This window comes from Ancylobacter novellus DSM 506 (genome assembly GCF_000092925.1).
GTDB lineage: Bacteria > Pseudomonadota > Alphaproteobacteria > Rhizobiales > Xanthobacteraceae > Ancylobacter > Ancylobacter novellus.
Genome location: NC_014217.1, coordinates 1,210,189 through 1,231,614, shown reverse-complemented (window position 1 = coordinate 1,231,614; position 21,426 = coordinate 1,210,189). Strand labels below are relative to the sequence as shown.

The 21,426-nt window shown below is 64.2% G+C and carries 17 protein-coding genes; 12 read left to right on the top strand and 5 right to left on the bottom strand.

The window, feature by feature from the left end; all coding sequences use genetic code 11:
* The first annotated feature begins 171 nt into the window (after positions 1-171).
* The 6 genes from SNOV_RS05945 to SNOV_RS05920 all read left to right on the top strand — a co-directional run bounded on the left by SNOV_RS05945 (position 172) and on the right by SNOV_RS05920 (position 9,394).
* Positions 172-1,716, top strand: coding sequence for a thymidine phosphorylase family protein (locus SNOV_RS05945; RefSeq protein WP_013166011.1), 1,545 nt, complete (start codon positions 172-174; stop codon positions 1,714-1,716).
* Positions 1,713-2,618, top strand: a complete 906-nt coding sequence (locus SNOV_RS05940; RefSeq protein ID WP_013166010.1) for a ribose-phosphate pyrophosphokinase — start codon at positions 1,713-1,715, stop codon at positions 2,616-2,618. Before SNOV_RS05945 ends, SNOV_RS05940 begins: the two co-directional genes overlap by 4 nt.
* Positions 2,615-4,213 (top strand): MBL fold metallo-hydrolase RNA specificity domain-containing protein, encoded by a 1,599-nt coding sequence (locus tag SNOV_RS05935; RefSeq protein WP_013166009.1) that lies wholly within the window; start codon positions 2,615-2,617, stop codon positions 4,211-4,213. The genes SNOV_RS05940 and SNOV_RS05935 overlap by 4 nt, the downstream gene beginning before the upstream one ends.
* A gap of 371 nt (positions 4,214-4,584) precedes the next feature.
* Positions 4,585-6,684, top strand: a complete 2,100-nt coding sequence (locus SNOV_RS05930) for a putative bifunctional diguanylate cyclase/phosphodiesterase (protein WP_013166008.1) — start codon at positions 4,585-4,587, stop codon at positions 6,682-6,684.
* Between the two features lie 16 nt (positions 6,685-6,700).
* Positions 6,701-8,881, top strand: a complete 2,181-nt coding sequence (locus tag SNOV_RS24050; RefSeq protein ID WP_013166007.1) for a GGDEF domain-containing protein — start codon at positions 6,701-6,703, stop codon at positions 8,879-8,881.
* 321 nt (positions 8,882-9,202) lie between these two features.
* On the top strand, positions 9,203-9,394 hold the full coding sequence (locus SNOV_RS05920; protein WP_013166006.1) for a hypothetical protein: 192 nt from the start codon (positions 9,203-9,205) through the stop codon (positions 9,392-9,394).
* A 204-nt stretch (positions 9,395-9,598) separates the two neighbouring features.
* Here SNOV_RS05920 and hmpA read toward each other — a convergent pair whose 3' ends face one another.
* Entirely contained in the window at positions 9,599-10,813 is a 1,215-nt protein-coding gene (gene hmpA / locus SNOV_RS05915) for an NO-inducible flavohemoprotein (protein ID WP_013166005.1), read from the bottom strand.
* 14 nt (positions 10,814-10,827) lie between these two features.
* Positions 10,828-11,259 (bottom strand): group III truncated hemoglobin, encoded by a 432-nt coding sequence (locus SNOV_RS05910; protein WP_013166004.1) that lies wholly within the window; start codon positions 11,257-11,259, stop codon positions 10,828-10,830.
* Between the two features lie 103 nt (positions 11,260-11,362).
* Between SNOV_RS05910 and SNOV_RS05905 the strand changes: the two genes are divergently transcribed.
* The 3 genes from SNOV_RS05905 (at position 11,363) to SNOV_RS05895 (ending at position 15,956) form a co-directional block, all read left to right on the top strand.
* On the top strand, positions 11,363-11,803 hold the full coding sequence (locus tag SNOV_RS05905; protein WP_013166003.1) for an Rrf2 family transcriptional regulator: 441 nt from the start codon (positions 11,363-11,365) through the stop codon (positions 11,801-11,803).
* A gap of 330 nt (positions 11,804-12,133) precedes the next feature.
* Entirely contained in the window at positions 12,134-14,788 is a 2,655-nt protein-coding gene (locus SNOV_RS05900; RefSeq protein WP_013166002.1) for an ATP-binding protein, read from the top strand.
* A complete protein-coding gene (locus tag SNOV_RS05895) occupies positions 14,778-15,956 on the top strand; it encodes a response regulator (RefSeq protein WP_013166001.1) in 1,179 nt (392 codons plus the stop codon). The genes SNOV_RS05900 and SNOV_RS05895 overlap by 11 nt, the downstream gene beginning before the upstream one ends.
* A 10-nt stretch (positions 15,957-15,966) precedes the next feature.
* Here SNOV_RS05895 and SNOV_RS05890 read toward each other — a convergent pair whose 3' ends face one another.
* On the bottom strand, positions 15,967-16,686 hold the full coding sequence (locus SNOV_RS05890; protein ID WP_049785800.1) for a winged helix-turn-helix domain-containing protein: 720 nt from the start codon (positions 16,684-16,686) through the stop codon (positions 15,967-15,969).
* A gap of 263 nt (positions 16,687-16,949) precedes the next feature.
* On the opposite strand from SNOV_RS05890, the gene fmdA reads away from it, so the two are divergent.
* From fmdA to SNOV_RS05875, 3 genes are all read left to right on the top strand, one after another.
* Positions 16,950-18,176, top strand: coding sequence for a formamidase (gene fmdA, locus SNOV_RS05885; protein WP_013165999.1), 1,227 nt, complete (start codon positions 16,950-16,952; stop codon positions 18,174-18,176).
* Between the two features lie 66 nt (positions 18,177-18,242).
* Complete coding sequence (locus tag SNOV_RS05880) at positions 18,243-18,761, top strand: AmiS/UreI family transporter (RefSeq protein ID WP_013165998.1); 519 nt, start codon at positions 18,243-18,245, stop codon at positions 18,759-18,761.
* Between the two features lie 78 nt (positions 18,762-18,839).
* Positions 18,840-19,142: an FmdB family zinc ribbon protein gene (locus SNOV_RS05875; protein ID WP_013165997.1), complete on the top strand. Its 303-nt coding sequence runs from the start codon at positions 18,840-18,842 to the stop codon at positions 19,140-19,142.
* Between the two features lie 252 nt (positions 19,143-19,394).
* Here SNOV_RS05875 and SNOV_RS05870 read toward each other — a convergent pair whose 3' ends face one another.
* Both SNOV_RS05870 and SNOV_RS05865 read right to left on the bottom strand, forming a co-directional pair.
* The gene (locus SNOV_RS05870; RefSeq protein ID WP_013165996.1) at positions 19,395-20,747 is read right to left on the bottom strand and encodes a sensor histidine kinase; all 1,353 of its coding nucleotides are present in this window, start codon (positions 20,745-20,747) and stop codon (positions 19,395-19,397) included.
* Positions 20,744-21,403: a response regulator transcription factor gene (locus tag SNOV_RS05865; RefSeq protein ID WP_013165995.1), complete on the bottom strand. Its 660-nt coding sequence runs from the start codon at positions 21,401-21,403 to the stop codon at positions 20,744-20,746. The genes SNOV_RS05870 and SNOV_RS05865 overlap by 4 nt, the downstream gene beginning before the upstream one ends.
* Between the last annotated feature and the right edge of the window lie 23 nt (positions 21,404-21,426).

Sequence of the window (21,426 nt, the reverse complement as noted above, 5' to 3'; positions counted from 1 at the left end):
ACGGCAGTCGGCAGGGTACGCGGGCATCGGCACCACCACCGGACGGAAAAAGGGCAATTTTGCCGATCGACGTCGAGATTCGATGGCTGGATATTGTCATGATCGTAATGATCTGCGGCGAACGATCTCGTGCAGACCGGCGGCAGCAAGAAGTCCCAGGATTTGACCCCGATGAATGCCGTAACCCCGACACGTCCAAAGCTGAAGATCCGCCGCGTCGATCTCGATACCGGCCGCGAAAACGTCGCAGTGATTTCGCGGCGCTCCAGGGCGCTCCGGCCCGAGGTATTCCGGGGGTTCAGCCGTGTCGAGCTTCGAACCGACTCGAAGGAACTGCTGGCGACACTGCTGCTCACGGACGATGATTTGCTGGTAGGCCCCGACGAGCTCGGTTTGGCTGACCCGGCATTCCGACGGTTCGGCGAACCCGCCGGGAGCTACGTCACGGTCAATCCCGCACAACAACCGAATAGCCTGGATGCGGTGCGCGCGAAAATCCAGGGCCATAGCCTGAGCGACGCGGACATCCATGCGATCATCGATGACGTCGCCCACTACCGTTATTCCGACATGGAGATCGCCGCATTCCTGATCAGCTCAGCCAGCTTCATGACCAGCAGCGAGCTTCTCGCCCTGGCGCAGGCAATGGCTCAGGCAGGCACGCAGATCAAATGGGACAAGCCGGTCATCGTCGACAAGCATTGCATAGGCGGAATTCCCGGCAATCGTACGTCGATGATCGTTGTGCCGATCGTGGCGGCACATGGATTGACGATCCCCAAGACATCGTCGCGGGCCATAACCTCTCCGGCCGGGACCGCCGACACGATGGAGGTCCTCGCCCGCGTCGACCTCAAGGTCGACGAGATGAAGGAGGTGGTCGCGGCGTGTCACGGCTGTCTCATCTGGGGTGGGCATGTGAATCTGTCACCCGCCGACGACGTTCTCATTTCCGTCGAACGCCCGCTCAGCATAGATACTCGCGAGCAAATGGTGGCCTCGATCATGTCGAAAAAGATCGCGGCAGGATCGACCCACCTGCTGATCGATCTCCCGGTCGGCCCCGCAGCCAAGGTCACAACAACGATGGAGGCCTTGCGGCTCAAGAAGCTTTTCGAGTTCGTAGGTGACCATTTCGGGATTTCCATCGAGGTGGTGATGACGGATGGTCGCCAACCAATCGGCAATGGGATTGGTCCCGTGCTCGAAGCGCACGACGTAATGGCGGTGCTGTCAAATGATGGCGATGCGCCCCGCGATCTGCGCGAGAAATCGTTGCGGCTCGCCGCTCATCTTCTCGAGTATGATCCCGAACTGCGCGGCGGTACCGGTTACGCGAGGGCTCGCGAACTTCTCGACAATGGCGCTGCACTCAGACAGATGGAGAAATTGATCGACGCGCAGGGTCCTTCGACTTGCCGAACCGATCTGGGCGACCTGACCACGGACATAGCCGCGTCCGCAGACGGAATAGTGTCTTCAATCAACTGCCTGCGTCTGAACCGTCTGGCGCGCATCGCCGGGGCGCCGATCGACAAGGGAGCCGGCATCAAGGTCTTCAAGAAGATCGGCGATCGCGTGGAAAGGGGCGAACCGCTGTATCGCATCCATTCATTCGACCATGCCGAACACGACCTTGCGGTTGGGGCGGCCAGGTCGGAGAACGGCTACGTGATCCAGGATGCAATGTCGGAACCCGATGGGCCGCAGGCATGACCAGTGTCGCCCTTCAATACTTGCCCGGCGCCGGGCGTGACGCCATGCGATTGGCGCGGAGTATGGGAATTGCGGCGCATGAGATAGCGCTGCACCGCTTTCCGGACGAGGAGTTCCTAGTAACCGTTGGCCCCGCCGCCGCGACGACGATAATCTACTCGTCACTCGACCGACCCAATGAGAAGCTTGTGGCCCTCCTCCTTGCGGTGGAGGCGTTGCGGCGGGAAGGGGCGGAGCGACTTGTCCTCGTCGCTCCCTACATGTGCTACATGCGCCAGGATGCGGCCTTCGAACCTGGACAGGCCATCAGCCAACGGGCGATCGGCAAATTGCTTGCCGACGTCTTCGATCGCATCGTCTCCGTCAATGCCCATCTTCACCGGGTCGCCGACATCCAGGCTGTCTTTCCGGGTGGGGACGCCGACGATCTGTCAGCCATGCCGGCGGTCGCGGACACGTTAAGCTCCGTCGGTTACGACCAAGGGACGATAGTGGTGGGACCGGACGCGGAGTCCCGGCGCTGGGTAGCGGATCTCGCAGAACGGCTTCACCTCGATGTTGCGGTCGCAACGAAGGTCCGGCGCGGCGACGAAACCGTCGACATCGGATTTGCGAACGACGCCATGTTTGCGGGGCGGCCGGTTCTCATCGTCGATGACATCGTCTCATCCGGCGGCACCCTGATCGCATGCGCGAAGGCCCTCGCGAGAGCAGGCGCGAGCAAGATGGACGCAATCATCATCCACGCGCTCTTTGACGAGGGATTGGTCGATACTTTCGCGAATTTCGGAATACGAAGTGTCCGGTCCACATCCAGCATTCCACACCCTACGAATGCAATTGCGCTCGATAGCGTCCTTATCGCGGCATTGCATCGAGAGCTTCAGGGAGCCGAGCGTTGAGCGTTACTCTTCGATTTTGCGGCGCCGCGCGGACCGTAACCGGGTCCTGCTTTCTGTTCGAGACATCGTCCAGCCGGGTCATCGTCGATTGCGGCCTCTTTCAGGGCCCGAAGACCCTGAAGGCGCTCAACTACGGAGCCTTCCCATTTCGTCCATCGCAGGTCGACGCCGTGCTTCTCACCCACGCGCATATCGACCACAGCGGGCTTCTGCCAAAGCTGGTGCGGGAAGGATTTCGAGGTCGGATCTTCGCGACGCGCGGCACCATCGATCTGTGCTCCTTCATGCTGCCGGATGCAGGAAGCATCCAGGAATCCGAAGTCGTCACGCTCAACAGGCGTAACGCCGCTCGAGGACGCCCAACGGTAACCCCCATTTATACCCAAGCCGATGCCGTCGCTTCGCTCGCATATTTCCGGCCCGTTGAGTACGAAGCATGGGTGGACGTCGCGACGTCAGTTCGGGCGCGGTACTGGAACGCAGGCCACCTTCTCGGCTCGGCGTCGATAGAGATCGAGTTTATCGAGAAGGGCTCGGACGCGACCCCCTTGCGAGTGCTGGCCTCCGGAGACATCGGCCCCGACGCGAAGTTGCTTCAGCCCAGCCCCCAGGCTCCGGCCGGATTCGACTACGTCATTTCCGAAGCGACCTACGGCGATACCGACCGACCGCCGGTCACCGCCCAGGCCCGACGGCACCGTCTCGCCGCTGAGGTTCTCGACGCGTCGAAGGCCGGCGGCGCGCTTATCATCCCTGCGTTCGCCGTTGAGCGGACGCAGGAACTGATCGCCGACCTCGTCGACTTGATGGAGACGAAGGAAGTTGCACCCGCGCCCATTTTTCTGGATTCCCCGCTCGCCATTCGCGCGACGGAGGTCTTCCGACAACACTCATCAAGCTTGGAAACGGGAATCGATCTGAGTCGCCTGCTCAATTCGTCCTATCTGAGATTCACGGAATCGGTAGATGAAAGCAAATCCATCTCGAGGCTGACCGGATTCCATATAGTCATCGCCGCCAGTGGGATGTGCGAGGCCGGTCGCATCCGCCATCATCTGAAGCGCTGGCTATGGAACGCCAACGCTACCGTCTTGTTGGTAGGCTTCCAGGCCAAGGGCACGCTTGGACGCTTTCTTCGGGATGGTGCTAGATCGGTCCGGATTCAGGGCGATGAGATCAAGGTTGCCGCAAGAATTCGCTATATCGACGAATATTCGGGGCATGCCGACGCACCCGAACTTTCGCGATGGATTTCGTCTCGACGGCCCATCGAACGCGGCATATTTCTCATCCACGGCGAGGAGCCCGCCATAGATGGCTTGTTCGAAAGGCTAGCGGAGCGCACGGTTCCGGAGGCGAAGATATTCCGCCCTGTCCTGGATGACGTCTATGAACTGACTACGAACGTGCCGACGCCCGTTGATGTCTCGCACCGCCGACGTCTCGCGCCCGAAGCCGTGGTCAACCTGGACTGGCACAATGAAATGTCGAAGCTCGTTCTCGACATGAACGACCGTCTCGATGCGGTGGCCGACGACCGTGCCCGAGCCCTCATAATTCGCCGACTGCGCCGAGCGCTGGACGCAAACGACTGACGTTTGGGCACGCCCGCCTGGCGGGCGGCTCCAAGTGCGCCATGGCTGATTGCATGAGTTGAAACGCTGCTAGGCTGGTTTAGCAGTGCATTGCCGCTCGGAGCATGTCGACCATCTGGGAACAAGCATTACCCAGGCGACGCCTGCACGGCGGTCCGGTCTCTTTCGATGGCCGGTGGCGGAGACGCCTTACATGACAGATGTGCGCCTTGGCCAAGCGCGGCACTTCATCTCATAACGGCGAGTGTGGACTCTCAAAGCCCGCGGCTCGCAAGAGCGTGAACGTCCGAAGTGTCACCAATAGAGTGGCCACGTTGCCCATTGGTAAGTGATGATAAGAGAAATCAGGGCGACGACGCGGGTGGTGCCGAATGACGATGCAAAGGCGGGTGCGCGGGGCAGTCTTCGTTTTCCTGGCCGCGCTCATACTCTTGTCTTCCCTTGCGGCCGTTGTGCTCTACGACATCGACAACGAGGCGGAGGACGTCGAGTATCATTGGCTCCCCGCCATCCGCATCGTCGCGGGCATCGGCGATCAGGTCCGCGGCCTTCGGGTTGATCAGGCGATACCGGTCATGACCGAAGGCCCGCTTGAGCCGCGGTCTTCCGAGGAGGCCGTATCGAAGCGAGGCGAGAAGCGGGCTGAGACGATCGAGGGTCTGCTCCGGGAGTTCGGGGCCTTGCCTCCGGCGACGGTCTTTCCCGCCGATCGCGCCCGGGTGGAGACCGCGGTCCGCGCCTTCGTCGCCTCGGCAAGCGCCGCCCCGGCGAGGCCCGAATCCTCTCAGGGAGGCGCAGGCGAGGCAGCCGCGCTTTACGCGGCAGCCGACAAGGCCGTCACCGAGCTCTCGGCCCTCTTCCACGAGCAGGCTTATCTCCATGCGAACCACGTCGATGAAGCCGTCGACTTCGCGGGGCTTCTGCTCGTTCTCATGGTTCTTGCCATTCTGGCCGTCGCGATCGACGCCGGGCGGCGCTTCAATGGGCAAATTATCCGCCCCCTCGATGAGCTGGGCCGAGCGCTGGAAGGTCTCTCGCGCGGCGATCGGGATGTTCGCATCGGCTTCCAGGACCGGAAGGACGAGATCGGCGATCTCGCCCGTGCCTGCGTAGCCTTCCGGGACAGCCTCGTTTCGCTTTCGATCGCCGAGACTGCTCGGGAGAAGGCCGAACTCGAACGCGAGCATGTCGCCGGCCATGACCTGGTCACGGGCCTGCCGAACAGAGCCACGTTCACTTCGCTGCTCGGCTCGGCACTCGATCGGAGCGGTCAGAACGCGTCGACATACGTGCTGGTCATGGCCGTGGACGGCCTGAGATCGGTCGCGGAGCTGCATGGCGCCGCGGTCAGGGACGAGATGGTGCGGGAGATCGCGAGACGTCTGAAGGTGGAAGCGCCGCAGGAAGTCACAGCGCGCCTGGAAGGGGGTCTGTTCGGCGTTTTCACGGCGGGGTCGAGCGGATCCTCGGCAGGAGCGAAGCGCCTCGCCGGGAGGCTGCTGGAGGCTCTCGATCGGCCGATCGTCGTCGGTCCCACGACCTTGGAACTGCGAACCCGCATCGGCATATCCACCCACCCTGCGGACGCACGCTCCGCCAGCGAGCTTGTCCGGCTCGCCGAGCTCGCGCTGAGCCGCGGCGCGGAGGGCGCACGCACGATACTCTTCGAAGCGAGGATGGACCGGGAACTTCGGCTCGAAGCCGCCATGGAGGCCGACGTCAAGGCGGCCGTGGCGGGGGAAGCGATGGTTCCCTGGTTTCAGCCGGTCGTGGAGACGGCAACGGGCGTGATCTTCGGCGTCGAGATGCTTGCGCGCTGGCCCCGGGAGGGCGGGGAGATCGTCGGCCCCGGGGAATTCATACCCTTGGTCGAGCGCCTTGGCTTGATGAACGAGTTGACGCTCTCGCTCATGCGCCAGGCCTTCCGGTCCGCCCGTGACTGGCCCCGGGACATCCACCTGGGCGTCAACTTCTCCGCGTCCCAGCTCAAGGAGGGAACGCTCTCGCCGCGTCTCCTGAGCCTGCTGCAGGAAGAGGACTTCGATCCCCATCGGCTCGAGGTCGAGGTGACCGAGGACGCCCTGCTCAACTACGAGGGCGCGGCCATGAACGCCCTCGACACGTTAAGAAGGTTGGGCGCCTCTCTGGTCATCGACGATTTCGGCATGGGCTATTCCAGTTTCTCCCAGCTCAGGAACCTGGCCTTCGACCGGCTGAAGATCGACCGATCCTTCGTGCAGGGGATGCGAGGCGAGCTCGATGGCCGGATCGTGGACGCCATGATCGGCCTGGCGTCGGGACTCGGCATCGATGTCGTGGCCGAGGGCGTCGAGGAGGAGTGGATGGCGCGGCTGCTCATCGAGAAGGGCTGTCGCTTTGCCCAAGGCTTCCATTTCGCGCGCCCGATGCCGGCCGATCGGTTGGCCCGCCTACTGGCCGGAGGCCGAACCCTGCCCGCCCCTGCCGATTAGGACGACCAAGACAGCCATGGCCGCCTTTCTGAACGACCAGCTCGATTTCATCTTCTTCTTCTATGGCCTGGCCTTCCTGCTGTTGGGGGCCACGTCCTGGGCTATTTCCCGGCGCCGCCCGGACGAGCTCTCATGGAAGATGCTTGCCGCATTCGGACTGATCCACGGCGTGGGCGAATGGCTCGATCTCGGCGCGCTCATCCTCGGCGACAGGCCGACCTATGCCGCCGTTCGGATCGGCGTGATGACGGCCTCCTTCGTCTTCCTGGCCGAGTTCGGCAGGCTCCAGTTGGGAGGCTTGGCTCCGAGGCGCTGGGTCTATCTTCCCGTCATCGGCCTTGTCGTCGTCACGGGCCACCTGGCAGGACCGACCGAGGCCGGCATCGCCTCCCGTTACACGCTGGGCCTGTTCGGATCGCTGGCGGCGAGCTGGGCGCTGGTTCGCCTCGCTGAGCGCCTCTCCGGGACCGGTCGTTTCCACGCCCGGACCGCGGCGCTCGCCTTCGCGCTTTATGCCCTCGCCGCTGGCGTGATCGTGCCCGAGGCCCCCTTCTGGCCCGCCAACGTCGCGAACTACGCGGTCTTCACGAGCCTCACGGGAATTCCTATCCAGCTCATTCGCGGCCTGCTCGCCTGCTGGGTCGCGCTGTCGGTGTGGGCCATCTGGGGACAGCAGCTCGCCTCCGAAGTCTCGTCGCACAGCTTCGCGGCCTACCTGCGCAGGCAGTTCCTATGGGCTTCCGGCATCATGCTCGCGATCCTGCTGCTGGGATGGCTGCTGACCGAGCGGCTCGGCGACGTCTATCGCCGGAACGTGGAGATCGAAGCCGCCGTCGACATCGATCTGCTGGCGAGCCGTCTCGCCGGGGAGATCGATGTCGCCGGCGCCCTGACCAAGGTTCTGGCGGCAAGCCCGATCGTCAGGGAGGCGCTGGAGCAAGCCGAGGGACAGGTGCTCGCCCAGGCCAATGAGATACTGGCAGTCCATGTCGAGGCTGGCCGTGCGCAGGCGGGATATCTCCTGAACGAGGGCGGCGCCACCGTGGCATCGGCGGGCCCTCTTGCTCACCGACCCGCAAGCGAACTCGTGGGCGGAGCGCACGATGACGGGGCTGTCGAACCTTCCGCCGGGTTCCTCTTCGATGCCGCCACCAACATGATCGTCCATTTCACGCGGCAACCGGTCCTCGGCGGAGAGGGCCGCGCCGTCGGCGCCGCGGCGCTCGTGGTCTCCATCGAGGGGTTCGCGGGTGACCTGACGGGTTTGAACAGGCCCTACTTCTTCGTCGACCCGCATGGCGTCGTGATGATGTCGAACGTCTCCGAGGCCGTGAACCGCACCCTTTGGCCGCTCAACCCGGCGACGCTGGCCGAACGGGCGAGCCTTGCCGCACTCGACCTCGAGCCGATAGCCAGCGCCGAGATGGAGGACGCCGCCTGGGTGAACTTCGGGGGATCGCGCGACTATGTCCGCAGGCGGTTCATCGCGGGAACCGATTGGTCGCTCATCATCCTCAAGCCCACGCGGCAGATCTTCGCGACGCGCTTCGTCGGCATCGTCATCACCCTGCTGACGGCGATCGTCGCCCTGATGTACCTGCTCGGGAAGGAGCGCTGGATGCACGAGGCGGCCCAAAGGGAGACCCAGTCGAAGCTTCAGGGCCTCGCGCGCGACATGAGCATCAAGGCCATCACGGATCCCCTGACGGGGCTGTACAACAGGCTTCGCCTCAAGGACGTCCTGCCGCGGGAGATGGCACGGGCCGATCGCACCGGGAGCGCACTCTCCGTCGTGATGTTCGACATCGACCGCTTCAAGCGGATCAACGACAGCTTCGGCCACGCGACCGGGGACAAGGTGCTCGTCGCTCTTTCGCGGGTGGCGGCAGGGTCGCTGCGCGCCACCGATCATCTCGTGCGCTGGGGCGGAGAGGAGTTCCTCGTCGTGCTTCCCGACGCCAACGCGGCGGAGGCGCGTATCGTCGCCGAGAAGCTCCGCCAGGCGATCGCGAACCACCGCTTCGACGAGGCTGGACGGATCACGGTCAGCTTCGGGGTTGCGCAGTATGCGCCCGGAGAGGTCATGGCGGATTTAATCGCGCGGGCGGATCGAACCCTTTACCAGGCCAAGGCGAACGGCCGAAACAGGGTCGAGGTAGCGCCAACGGTACTCAACCTCCCGGGGCCGGAGGTCTAGCTCTGCCGCGGCGGAGCGCCCCACGATGTATCAAACCGTGCGATCGACATCGACGACCGAGTATTCGGGCGATGCCGACCGCGGTAGGGCAATCTTAGCAGCCATTCGCACGATCCCTCTTCGGGTTTGGCGGCCAGTATCTAATCCCGTCGAAGAGGCCTGCGCTGCGTCTGGAAAACATAAAACGGAAAACCCGTGGATGCCCCGGCTGAACCGGTCGGGATGAGAGGGGCTCATAGGGCGATGAGTTGCGAGGAGATGGCGCTAGCGACCGTCGATCTTTACGCTCTGAGCCGTCCCGTCCAAGAAGGAGTAATCCAGATGCCTGATGCCGTCACGCTGATCGAATTGGATGAGCGGATTGCCATCGCTCGTCAAAACCTATCCGAACTGATCGAACAGGCAGCGGCCTTCTCCGGCGGAGCAGACGAAGAACGGGCCGCCGAACGCATCGCAGAGCAGCAGGCCCTCCTGGACAACCTCATCCGCCAAAGAGAGGCCTTGGCTGAGTAACGGCACCGAGGCCGCGAAAGGAGGCGTAGCTAAGTCCGAGCCGCAACAATCGCCATCATAGGCCTGTCGATTTCATTGGCGAGCACTGGCTGCGAGTCCAACTGGGCCTTCGCGCTGAGCAATTACCTCTCCTCGCCCCATACCCGATGAGGCTGCGGCGGCAGGCGCGGTTCATTCCGCCGCCGCATCCGTCATGATCGCCGCTCAGGCGGCCAGCATTTCGTCGGTGGGCCCGAACAGCTCGAAATGGATGCGGTCGGCTCGCACGCCGGCGCTCTTCAGGTCACGCACCAGGCTGCGCAGGAACGGCCGCGGACCGCAGAGGAAGATGTCCGCGGCGTCGAGCGGGGTATTGGCGCGCAGCCAGTCCGCAGTGATGAAGCCGGTGACGTCGTGGGTCTCGCCGGGTGCGTCGCCTTCCCGCGGCTCACTGTAGAAGTTCGCGATCTTGATCCGTCCGTGGAGCTCAGCGAGTGACTTGACGTGGTCCTCCATCGCATGCGTGGCGCTGCTCATGGTGCCGTGGACGTAATACGCTTCGAGCTCGGGATGGTCGGCCGCGATCGTCTCGACCATGGAGACCATCGGCGTCTGGCCGACCCCGCCCGACAGCAGCACCACCGGGCGCTGCGGTACCTCGGGCAGGAAGAACTCGCCGGCCGGGGGCGTCGCCTCGATCACATCGCCGACGGCGACATGGTCGTGGAGGAAGCGCGAGCCACCATTGCCGCCGGCCTCCCGCTTGACCGAGATCCGGTAGTGCTCACCATTCGGCGCGCAGGAGATCGAATAGTTGCGCTTCATCGCCGGTTCCCCGGCCGGACCGAAGCGGAAGGTCAGGTACTGGCCCGGCCTGTGCCGCAGCACCGGCTTGCCGTCGGCGGGGCGCAGGACGAAGGAGGTGATCACGCTGCTCTCGCGCCGCTTGTCGGCGACGACGAACTTCCGCCAGCCGTCCCAGCCGCCCTCGAGTTGCACGATCTCCTCGCGGATCCGTGCCTCCCGGCCCTTCAGTATCTCCGCCAGGAACCAGTAGGCCTCGCCCCAGGCCGTGAGTATGGCGGGCGTTGCCGCCTCGCCGAGCACCTCCGAGATGGCGCCGAGCAGCGCCTCGGCGACGACGGGATAATGCTCGGGCAGGATGTGATAGCCGACATGCTTCTGGGCGATCCGTTCGACGGCAGAGGTGAGCGCGCCGAGATTGTCGATGTTCTGCGCATAGGCCAGGATCGCCCCCGCCAGCGCGTGGACCTGCGTGCCGCTGTCGCCCTGGTTCGCCTGGTTGAACAGCGCCCGGATGTCATCCCGTTCGAACAGGCGCCGGTACATCGTCCGGGTGATGGCCGGACCATGCGCTGCGAGCGCCGGTATCGTCGCCTTGACGAGCGTGATGGTTTCCGTGCTGAGCGGCTGTGTCATTCTCGGTGATCCTTTCAATGTGCGGAGACGATCCGGCCGAAGCGGACGGGCTCTCCGAGGGGGTGGGCCTGTCGAGCCGCATGCGCGCGCAGGGCGTCCTGCAGCGTCTCGGCGATCCGGCGTGCCCTTGCCTGCATCGCTGCCGCCACCGCGCCGGGAAGCATCTCCGACGTGGTCTCCGCCCACAGGCCGAGCCAGCGCTCGAACATCTCCGGCGTGATACGGGGCGCATGCGTGAGGTGGACGGCGACTGGGTTACCCTTGTAGCGCCCGCTCGCCAGCATGACCGACGACCAGAACTCCCCGAGCCGCTCAAGATGGCCGGGCCAGTCATGGATGGCATCGTCGAAAAGCGGACCTAGGTCCCCGTCGCGCCGGACCTTCTCGTAGAATCGCGCGAGAAGCGCCGGGAGCGCGGCTTCATCCAGCATTGGCGCGGCGTTCATGGCTCATCACAATCATTCATTCTATATGAATGTATCGGCGCAAACGAAATCATGCAACAAGGATGAATGTAATGAATGCGCCCTCGCGCCAGAGCCGACCGGCATGAAGCTCACACGCTACACCGACTACGCGATGCGGGTGATGATCCACCTCGGCACGCATGACGACAGGCTGGCGTCGATCCCCGAGATCGCGCGCATCTATGACCTGTCGCACTCGAACCTGATGAAGGTGGTCCAGGATCTCGGCCACGCCGGCTATGTCGAAACCGTGCGCGGCCGCCATGGCGGAGTCCGGCTGGCGCGTCCGGCCGATCAGATCAATCTGGGCGAGCTCGTCCGCCACACCGAGGCGGGTTTCGATCTCGTCGACTGCCAGGGCTGCCTGATCGCGCCCGCCTGCGGGCTGCCGGGCATCCTCGCCGAAGCCACGCGCGCCTTCCTGAGCGTGCTCGACAAATACACGGTCGCCGATCTGCTCGGCCGCCGCTCGGCGCTGCGCCAGCTCTTCGCCATCGTGGAGCCGGAAATCAATCGCGCCTGATGTAAGGGTAGATTCAGCCTCTCTTACAGCCCAACGGAACGGAGACAGCTGCAGGCTGACCATGCTCCCTGTTTTCTGCCGGTCACAGGGTAAGTCCGGCTGGCTCTTGGTCCTTATAGGACCGGCCGTGATCGAAGCGGCGACCGAATACGAGGTTCTGATAAAGGGTGCGCGGCGCTTCTCATGCGGCGCACCGCCATGCTTGTGAGCGGAAAATTCTCCGCCGTCGACGTCACATCGACGAGATAACCAGCGCAAGCTGGGCGGTCAGCCAGAGTTGGCTTGCTGCCTTTCCATGCGCTAGCCTTGTGACAAACAAGGTAACAAACCGTGGAAACGCCCGAGTTGCCGGCCCTGCGATCCTATCATTCATGGATCGCCAATGAGACGCTTGAGGATTACTCGCTGCGCTACACAGCGCGTTCGTTCCGTCGCTGGTCGCCCTTTGTGATCGCTAATACGGCGCTGGGTGGAATCTCCTTCCTGGCGCTGGAAACCATCGGCGGGTCGATCACGCTGAGCTACGGCTTCGTCAATGCCGGACTCGCCATCCTCGTAGTGTCGCTTTTCATCTTCGTCACCAGTCTGCCGATCGCCTATTATTCCAGCAAGTACGGCATCGATCTCGATCTGCTCACCCGCGGAGCCGGCTTCGGCTATATCGGCTCGACGATCACGTCGCTGATCTATGCGAGCTTCACGTTCATCTTCTTCGCGCTCGAAGGCGCGATCATGGCACAGGCGCTCAAGCTCTATGCCGACATCCCGCTCGTGCTCGGATACGTCATCTCCTCGCTGGTGATCATTCCGGTCACGCTCATGGGCATCACCATGATCTCGCGACTGCAGATGCTTACCCAGCCTCTCTGGCTGGCCATGATGATCCTGCCCTTCATCATGATCGCCGCGAAGTCGCCGCAGGAACTCGCAGAATGGACGCGGTTTGCCGGGTTTGACATCGGCGTGGACGGGTTTGACGCCCTCGCCTTCGGGGCGTCCGTGAGCATCATGTGCTCGCTCGTGGTCCAGATCGGCGAGCAAGCGGACTATCTCCGCTTTCTGCCCGAGAAAACGGGCTCGAACCGCCTCGCCTGGTGGAGCGCGGTGGTGCTGGCCGGACCGGGCTGGGTCATCATCGGTGGGCTGAAGATCCTCGCCGGCGGCTTGCTAGCCGTCCTGGTATTGTCGAGCGGCCTATCGCGGCAACAGGCGCTCGAGCCGATCCACATGTTCATCGTTGCCTATGGATATGTGTTCGAAAACCCATCACTGGTCCTGTTCAGCGCTACACTGTTCGTTCTGCTGTCGCAGGTGAAGATCAACGTCACCAACGCCTATGCCGGATCGCTGGCATGGTCGAATTTCTTCTCGCGCGTGACCCATTATCATCCAGGACGAGTTGTCTGGCTGATCTTCAACATACTCATTTCCCTTCTGCTGATGCTTCTGGGCATCTTCGAGACACTGGAAGTGGTGCTCGCGGTTTATTCAAACATCGCCATGGCCTGGGTCGGCGCCATTGTCGCCGACCTCTGGGTGCTGAAGCCGCTGAAGGTCAGCCCGGGCTTCATCGAGTTCAAGCGCGCACATCTGCGCGACTTCAATCCGGTCGGATGCGGAGGAATGGCCTTCGGCTCGATCGTCGCGATCATCGCCTTCACCGGCGTATTCGGGGATGCCGCGCAGGCCTATTGCGCACCGCTTTCCTTCCTCCTCGCCTTCCTTGCCGCAACGCTGATCGGGGTGGCGACGCGCGGGCGCTATTATCTCGCGCGTCCCCCGGTCGCGCATTTCGGCAGGGACGCGGGTCCGGTCATACGCTGCGAGATCTGCGATCACGGCTATGAGCGGGACGACATGGCCTACTGCAGCTTCTATGAGCGCCCAATCTGTTCGCTGTGCTGCAGCCTCGACGCGCACTGCCACGACGCCTGCAAGAAGTCGAACCAGGACCTCGCGACGTCGCGGTCACATTATCTCGGCGAAGGCATCACCAGCCGCATCGCACCCCATATGCCCCAGCGCCTGTTGAAGGTTGGCGGCGTGCTGATTGCGCTCACCGTCGTGACGGCGGCATTGTTCCTCCTTACCTATCGCCTCATCGAGCCGGGAGCGGAAACGCCACATCTCGATAATGGCTCGCTATTGCTGCGCGTGTTCCTCGCCCTGTTGCCACTCCTGGCGATCAGCGCCTGGTGGATCGTGCTCTCCAACGAGAGCCGCGAGCTTGCACAGCGCAATCTCGTCAGCTCGCTGGAGAAGCTGCACGCGACACGCGCCGAACTGACGCGCACCGAGCGGCTTGCCGCCATCGGCCAGCTCACCGCCACGGTCAGTCATGAATTGCGCAATCCGCTCGGCACGCTGATGAGTTCCGTTGCGGTACTCAAGCGCACCGGCAAGTTCGACAGTCACGACGTGCACGATGAGATCGACCGCATCCAGCGCAATGTACGGCGCTGCGTGCGCATCATCGAGGATCTGCTGGAATTCTCGCGCCGGCCCAACGTCTCCATGGTCCCGCTTGCCCTCGATGCCTGGATCATCGAGCACTTGACCGATCTAAAGAGCCTGTCCCCCGTCCACCTCGAACTCCACCTCGGATGCGACCGCATGATCGAGGCGGACGGCGAGAGATTGCGCCAGGTGCTGGTCAACGTAGTTCAGAATGCCATGCAGGCGGTACAGGAGTGCCCTTCCGCCGCGCGTCCGGGCAAGGTGACGATCGCGACCGCCTGTGAGGACGACCGCGTGTGCATCACCGTTTCCGACAACGGAATCGGCATGAGCGAGGAGGTGCAGGCGCGGCTGTTCGAGCCGCTCTTCAGCACCAAACCATTCGGGCTCGGGCTTGGCCTGGCGCTGGTGCGACGCATCGTCGAGCGCCATGGCGGCAGTGTCCGCATCACCTCGGTCGAGCAGGAGGGCACCTGCGTCGAGATCCGCCTGCCGGCCGCGAGCGGGGAATGGGCCGATGTCGCCTGATGCCCTCCCGCAGACGGCGCCGCGGCGTCGGCTGCTGATTGTCGACGACGATCAGGATTTTGCCGCCAGTCTCGCCCGGTTGCTTCGGATCGAGCACTACGATGTCGCCGTTGCACATGACCGATCCGGCGCGCTGTCTGTTATCGATGGGATCGACGTAGCGCTGGTCGATATCCGGCTCGGCCATGAGGATGGGGTGCAGCTCGCGAGCGAGCTCACCCGTGCCAAGCCCGAGCTGCTGGTCGTGATGGTGACGGCCTACGCCTCGGTACAGACAGCCATCAAGGCGTTGCAAGCTGGCATTTACGACTATGTCTGCAAGCCGTTCGAGCCCGACGACCTGCTCGCCACCATTGCGCGCTGTTTCGACCGGCTGCGTCTCGCCCGGGAACGGGCGGAGACTGAGGAATTATTGCGCCAGAGCCGACGGATGGAAGCCGTCGGCCGACTCTCGGCGGGCATCGCGCACGACTTCAACAACCTTCTGGCGGTGGTCGGCGGCAATCTGCGGCTGGTCCAGGAAGAGCTGGCGCGTGGACCGCAGGGCGATATCGCCATCCTCGGCGAGCTCGTCGAGGACGCGTTGAGCGCCGTGCAGGAGGGCATCGCGACCAATCGGCGGCTGCTCGCCGTCGGCCGGGCGCAGCCGCTATTGCCGCGCCGCATCGAGCTGGGCGCAACTCTCGCGGAGATGGCGCGGAATCTGCGGCCCGCCCTGGGCGAAGACATCGTCGTGCAGTTGCGCCTGCCGGAGGCGCCCTGCCTCGCCCATGTCGACCCGCATCAGCTGGAGGCCAGCCTGCTGAATCTGGCGCTCAACGCACGTGACGCGCTGGCCGGCGCGGGAACGATCCGGCTCGGCATAGGTCTCGTCGATCTGCCGGGAGGTTCGCCGAGCCTCCTCGACGACATGCCTCCCGGCACCTACGCCAGCGTCGCAGTCGAGGACGACGGTTGCGGTATGACTCCGGAGGTCGCCGAGCGCGCGCTGCATCCCTTCTTCTCTACCAAACCGGCCGAAAGCGGCAGCGGCCTGGGTCTTGCCACCGTCTATGGCTTCGTCCGGCAGAGCGGCGGGAACCTCGTGATCGAAAGCGAGCCGGGCGTCGGCACACGCATATGCCTGCTCCTGCCCACCGCTCCCGCTCTCATCAGGCCGGAAGAGTAATCACCAGCAATCATTGGCGCGACGGCGGGGTGAAGACATAGCCTTCGCCGCGCACGGTCTTGATCAGCTGATCGCCGGCATCGTCCAGCTTGCGGCGCAGCTTGCCGATCAGTACGTCGATGCTGCGATCGAACGGCGCCCATTGCCGATTGGCCACGAGATCGAGGATCTGGTCGCGGGTGAGCACGCGGCCGGGACGTTGCGCCAGCGTGACGAGCAGCCTGAACTCGTGACTGGTCAGCGCGACAACCGCCGCGTTGGGACGCGTCAGTTCGCGGCGAGCGAGATCGAGACACCAGCCACCGAATTCGAGCCGGTTTTCCGCCGATGCGGATTTCTCGGACGAAGGCCGGCGCTCGCCCTGCGCGCGCCGCAGGATGGCGCGGATTCGCGCCAGCAGTTCGCGCGGCTCGAAGGGTTTCGTGACATAGTCGTCTGCACCGATCTCAAGGCAGACGATCTTATCGATGGTCTCGCATTTGGCAGACAGCACCAGAAGCGGCGTGTCGAGGCTGGTGCGGACGTTGCGCGCGAGCGAGAGTCCGTCCTCCCCGTCGGGGAAGGTCAGATCGAGAATGATCAGGTCGAAGCGCGTGGTTGCGAGCGCGTGGCGCATCGACGAACCGTTCAACGCGAATTCCGCCGAATAGCCCTCGCGGCCAAGGAACTTGGTGACGAATGCGCACATTCGGCGGTCATCATCGACCATGAGGATGCGCTGAACGCGCATCATTTCATTCATCATTGCGCCCCGTGCATTCTCGCTACGAGACGACCCGTTGCGTCGCCTGATGCGATCTTAGACGGCCGGACCGTCGATGTGTGCCCAACAGCGCGAGAGTTACAAAAAATTACATAACCGACCCAATCGCACCGCTACGACGATTACATGCGCCACCTAGCCTTCTCCGACGGGTGCGGGAGCGTCGTTTCAATTACGGCGCACCTTCGGAACGGCGAGAACGCCGCAGCACCCTCACTGGAGGAAAGCTCATGGCGAAGACCGTCTTCAAGATCGATCTCAGCAAAGCCCCCGAACAGCAGGACATCAAGACCCACAACCGCTGGCATCCCGACATCCCGATGGTCGAGACGTTCAAGCCGGGCGACGAGTTCCGGGTCGAGTGCTACGACTGGACCGGAGGCCAGATCGGCAACAATGACAGCGCCAACGACGTCCGCGACGTAGACCTGACCAAGGTGCACTATCTCAGCGGTCCCTTCGGCGTCGAAGGCGCCGAGCCCGGCGACCTCATGGTGGTGGACATCCTCGACATCGGGCCGATCGAAGGCTCCGAATGGGGCTTCAACGGCCTGTTTGACAAGAAGAACGGCGGCGGCTTCCTCACCGAGCACTACCCCGAGGCGGTGAAGACCTGCTGGGACTTCCATGGCATCTACACGACCTCGCGCCACGTTCCGAAGGTCCGCTATCCCGGTCTCGTCCATCCCGGCCTGATCGGCTGTCTGCCGGACCACAAACTGCTGGCGGAAGCCAATCGCCGCGAGGCCGCCCTGGTCGCCACCAATCCGAACCGGGTGCCGCCCCTTGCCGCCCTTCCCTATAGCGACACGGCGCTGATGGGCCAGATGAGCGGCAGCGCCCGCGACAAGGCGGCGGCCGAGGGCTGGCGCACGGTGCCGCCGCGCGAACATGGCGGCAATTGCGACATCAAGAATCTGTCGCGCGGCTCACGCTGCTATTTCCCGGTGTATGTGAAGGGTGGCGGCCTCTCCATGGGCGACATTCACTTCTCCCAGGGCGACGGAGAGATCACCTTCTGCGGCGCCATCGAGATGGCCGGGTGGATCGACATCGGCGTCGGCCTGATCAAGGGCGGCATGGCGAAGTACGGCGTCATCAACCCCATCTTCAAGCCGAGCCCCATCGACCCGCATTTCGACGACTACCTCATCTTCGAAGGCATCTCCGTCGATGAGCATACGGGCGAACAATATTATCTCGACGCCCATGTCGCCTATCGCCGCGCCTGCCTCAACGCGATCGAATACCTGAAGAAATTCGGTTATTCCGGCGAGCAGGCCTATTCCATCCTGGGCACCGCTCCGGTCGAGGGTCGCATCGCTGGCATCGTCGACATTCCCAATGTCTGCGCGACGGTGGCGATCCCGACCAAGATCTTCGAATTCGACATCAACCCGAACTCGACGGGCCCGACCCGGCAGGTTTCGGGCGTCGACGTCGCCCGCGCCAGCTGAACCTCCAATCAGATCAACGCCGGGTTCCGGTCGTACCGCGGCCGAACCCGGCAACGGAGATCAGCGATGCTGTTAGGTCTTGGACTTCTGTATGTAGGTGCGGTGCTCGTGCTCAATGGTCTTTGGTTGCTCGGACAGATCGAGGACCGCGAGATCGTCGTCGTCAACGTCGTATCGGGCGTCGTCACGCTGGGCATTTCCATCTTCTGGGCTTTCAATCCCGCCGCCGACGCGGGATCGATCAAGGCCGCCGCGCTGACGCTGCTGTTCACCGCGACCTATTTCTGGGTCGCGCACAACCGGCACGTCGAGGTGGACGGGCGAGGGCTCGGCTGGTTCAGCCTGTTCGTCGCCATCACCGTCACCCCGGTGGCGCTGCAGTCGCTGGAGACGGCTGCCTCTCCCATCGGCACCTGGATGGGATGGAACTGGGTTGGCTGGGGTCTGCTCTGGTTCTGCTATTTCCTCCTGCTCACGCTCCGCCTGCCGATCCTGCGCTTCACGGGTGCCTTTACCGTGGCGATCGGCGTGCTGACCGGCTGGGTGCCCGGTCTGTCACTCCTACAGGGCTGGCTGCAACCCTGAACCCCAGGCCGACACGGATGGCCTACGGGCCATCCGTCAACTTCCAGAGAGAGAGAGAGAGAGAGAGAGAGAGAGAACATGCCCCTCTACACCTATTCCTGCGAGGAATGCGGCCCCTTCGAGGGCTGGAGCGCCATGAGCGAGGCTGACAAGTCGGCGTGCTGCCCGGAATGCAGCGGCGAGGCGGCGCGCGACATGTCCATGCCGCGTCTGAGCACCATGAGCGGCACGCTGCGCAAGGCACTGTCGCGTTCCGAGAAGACCGCCTCGGAGCCCAAGGTGGTCTCGCGCGAGCACCTCGCCGGCTGCGGCTGCTCGCTGTGCTCCTCGCGCAAGAACAAGCCGGCTCCCATCGAGCGGCGTTGGTCGCTCGGTCACTAGAATAAATCGGCAAGATTGAACACGGCGAGATCGTGCACCCGATTGGCAGTTGCGCACGACGCGACTTGCCCTTGCGGAGGGATCCGCGCGCTGTCATCACGCGCCATCTGCGCGACCGCGACCGCCGTAGGCCCGTTTCCGACTAAGGTCAGCCTCCGGTGGTCAATTCAAAGGTCCGCTTATTGGCTCCCAGCCAACTTCCGCTTGTGGCGCGCCTACGCCGTCAAGGGGCCGAAACGGCAGCGATAATGCCTACATCAAGGCGGTGCCATCGCCCACCGTCACCAGCCTGACGCTGGCCTCGAAGCCTGATCCCCTACCGGGCCTCGGCGAACGAAGCGTGAGCGGGCTGCCTAGGCGCTCGGCGATGGTCGACACGATCGACAGGCCGATCCCGCTGCCGCGAGCCGAGCTTCCGGCCCGCTCGAAACGCCCGGCCAGCCTCTCCAGCGTCTCGGACGGGACGACGGGACCATCATTCGACACCGTCAGCAGCCCGTCGGGGTCGAGGATCACCTCGACGGGCGACGACGGGCTGCCATGGCTGAGGGCATTCTCCACGAGGTTGCGGCATAGGATCCCGACGGCATCGGGATCGATGTCGGACATCACTGGTGTTTCCGGCACGCGCAGGGAGAGCCTGTCCTGCGGCACGTTCCTGCGCATGTCGTCGATCACGACGCGCAGGGCGTCGCGCAGGTCCGACGTCCGGTCGAGCCGAAGGCGGCCGCCTTCCGCCCGGGCAAGCTGCATGAGGCGCTCGGCGCGCGCCGTCAGCCGCTTGAGCGTCGCCTCGATGTGGGCGCCGCGCCGGGCGACGTGAGGCTCCCCGGTCTCCTTCTGGATGCGCTGGGCCTGGGCGATCGCCCCGGCGAGCGGGTTCCTGAGCTCATGGGCGGTATTGGCGGCGAGGCTTCGTTCCGCCTCGAAGGCCGCCCTGAGCCTGTCGAGCAGCGCGTTCAGCGTGGCTGCGAGCGGTAAAACCTCGCTGGGCAGGTCGTCGGAGGCGACGGGCCCGAGGTCCTTCTCGTTGCGGGTCTCCAGCCGTTCCCGGAACGCCCGCAGCGGCCGCATGCTCCGGCGCACCGCGAGCATGACGGCCGCGAAGGCGGCCGGGATGACCAGGAGGATCGGCAGGCCAAGGCCGATCTGGATTTCCCGCGCGACCCCGTCCTCATGGGCGAGCGGCTCCGCCACCGTGATGCGGATGGTGCCCTGCAGGGCCTCCTCGCTGTACAGGCGGTGCGTCGCGGTCCGGCCGAATCCGGGACCGCTGTAGGGCGGGAAGACCGATAGGTCGGCGGCGTGGGACTGGAGCAGGACCTTGCCCTTGTCGTCGCGGACCACATAGGTGAACAGCTCGTCATGGCCGTGGATGGCGCCGAGCCGCTGGCTGGCGACATCCCCCTCCTCGCGGCCGACGATGTCCATGACCGCGAGCGGAAGCAGGCGTTGCGCCGTCTCCTGCAGGGAGGAATCGAAGACCTCTCCGATCTCGTGCCGCAGCAGGACGGCGGTCGTCCATGCCGCGCCGACCCAGATCACCAGCAGCACCGCCCCGAGCGAGAGCAGGAGCCGGCCCTGGAGGCTTCGAGGGCACCTCATGCCGCCGCCAGCCGGTAGCCGAGGCCGCGCTCGGTCTCGATCAGGTCGGCGCCGAGCTTCTTGCGCAGCCGGCTGACATGGACCTCGATCGTGTTGCTTTCCACCTCGGCATCGAAGTCGTAGAGCTTTTCCTCCAGCTGCGCCTTGGAAAGCACCTGCCCCGGCCGCGCAAGGAACGCCTCCAGCAACGCCCATTCGCGGGCCGTGAGCTGCACCGGCCTGCCCTCCCGGCGCACGCTCCGGCGGGCGATGTCGATGTCCAGCGAGTGATGCCGGATGATCGGGTTGGGATTGCCGGAATAGCGGCGGGCGACCGAGCCGATACGTGCCGACAATTCGTCGAGGTCGAACGGCTTGACCAGATAGTCGTCCGCCCCGGCGGTCAGGCCCTCGATGCGGTCCGACACCTGGTCGAGCGCCGTCAGGATGATCACGGGCGTGACGTTCCCCGCGGCACGCAGGGCACGCAGGAACACGATCCCCCGGCCGTCGGGAAGCATCAGGTCGAGCAGGATCAGGTCGTAGGCGGCGCCCGCCATGGCGTCGCGGGCCGCGTCGATCCGCGTGACCCAGTCGGCGGAGTGACCGTCGCCCACGATCTGGTCACGCACCGCCGCGCCCAGCACGCCGTCGTCCTCTATGAGCAGGATTCGCATCGTCCTTCGCCTTTCGCGGCTCC

Excerpts from the sequence above, each read along its gene's own strand:
- SNOV_RS05945 (WP_013166011.1), top strand. The coding sequence starts at position 172 with ATGAATGCCGTAACCCCGACACGTCCAAAGCTGAAGATCCGCCGCGTC.
- SNOV_RS05940 (WP_013166010.1), top strand. The coding sequence starts at position 1,713 with ATGACCAGTGTCGCCCTTCAATACTTGCCCGGCGCCGGGCGTGACGCC.
- SNOV_RS05930 (WP_013166008.1), top strand. The coding sequence starts at position 4,585 with ATGACGATGCAAAGGCGGGTGCGCGGGGCAGTCTTCGTTTTCCTGGCC.
- SNOV_RS24050 (WP_013166007.1), top strand. The coding sequence starts at position 6,701 with ATGGCCGCCTTTCTGAACGACCAGCTCGATTTCATCTTCTTCTTCTAT.
- SNOV_RS05920 (WP_013166006.1), top strand. The coding sequence starts at position 9,203 with ATGCCTGATGCCGTCACGCTGATCGAATTGGATGAGCGGATTGCCATC.
- hmpA (WP_013166005.1), bottom strand. The coding sequence starts at position 10,813 with ATGACACAGCCGCTCAGCACGGAAACCATCACGCTCGTCAAGGCGACG.
- SNOV_RS05910 (WP_013166004.1), bottom strand. The coding sequence starts at position 11,259 with ATGAACGCCGCGCCAATGCTGGATGAAGCCGCGCTCCCGGCGCTTCTC.
- SNOV_RS05905 (WP_013166003.1), top strand. The coding sequence starts at position 11,363 with ATGAAGCTCACACGCTACACCGACTACGCGATGCGGGTGATGATCCAC.
- SNOV_RS05895 (WP_013166001.1), top strand. The coding sequence starts at position 14,778 with ATGTCGCCTGATGCCCTCCCGCAGACGGCGCCGCGGCGTCGGCTGCTG.
- SNOV_RS05890 (WP_049785800.1), bottom strand. The coding sequence starts at position 16,686 with ATGCGCGTTCAGCGCATCCTCATGGTCGATGATGACCGCCGAATGTGC.
- fmdA (WP_013165999.1), top strand. The coding sequence starts at position 16,950 with ATGGCGAAGACCGTCTTCAAGATCGATCTCAGCAAAGCCCCCGAACAG.
- SNOV_RS05880 (WP_013165998.1), top strand. The coding sequence starts at position 18,243 with ATGCTGTTAGGTCTTGGACTTCTGTATGTAGGTGCGGTGCTCGTGCTC.
- SNOV_RS05875 (WP_013165997.1), top strand. The coding sequence starts at position 18,840 with ATGCCCCTCTACACCTATTCCTGCGAGGAATGCGGCCCCTTCGAGGGC.
- SNOV_RS05870 (WP_013165996.1), bottom strand. The coding sequence starts at position 20,747 with ATGAGGTGCCCTCGAAGCCTCCAGGGCCGGCTCCTGCTCTCGCTCGGG.
- SNOV_RS05865 (WP_013165995.1), bottom strand. The coding sequence starts at position 21,403 with ATGCGAATCCTGCTCATAGAGGACGACGGCGTGCTGGGCGCGGCGGTG.